The organism is Actinospica durhamensis, from assembly GCF_018139695.1.
Classification (GTDB): Bacteria; Actinomycetota; Actinomycetes; order Streptomycetales; family Catenulisporaceae; genus Actinospica; species Actinospica durhamensis.
Genome location: NZ_JAGSOG010000875.1, coordinates 1 through 392 on the forward strand (window position 1 = coordinate 1; position 392 = coordinate 392).

General features: G+C 65.8%; 1 protein-coding gene and 1 pseudogene. One reads left to right on the plus strand and one right to left on the minus strand.

The annotated features are described in order from the left end of the window. A pseudogene (locus KDL01_RS46660) lies at positions 1 to 85 on the minus strand (aminoacyl-tRNA hydrolase); the annotation flags it as partial. Between the two features lie 151 nt (positions 86 to 236). Here KDL01_RS46660 and KDL01_RS42645 point away from each other — a divergent pair. Next, positions 237 to 392, plus strand: a 156-nt coding sequence (locus KDL01_RS42645; protein WP_212534374.1) for a TerD family protein, incomplete at its 3' end; no start/stop codon positions are given.

Genomic DNA, 392 nt, shown 5'->3' on the forward strand with positions numbered 1-392 from the left:
AGGAACGCGAGAAACGCCACATGAGCTCGGCCTCGGGCAGGGAGACGGAGCCGCGGACGGGATAGGGACCGGACATACCCTCCATGTTCCCGCCCCTGACCGGTCCACGTCACCCGAATAAGTCGCGTAAAGAAAGTAAAGGGACCCGGAACCCCGTGCCCCCCTCTCCGCGTTCAAGGGGATGGCTGTAGCTTCAGCTTCTGGCCGTACGCACACGAGGGAAGGGACTCCCAACAATGGCTGTAAGCCTGTCCAAGGGTGGCAACGTCTCGCTCACCAAGGAGGCTCCGGGCCTGACCGCCGTCACCGTGGGCCTCGGCTGGGACGTCCGCACCACCACCGGCACGGACTTCGACCTCGACGCGTCGGCCATCGCGGTCAACGCCCAGGGC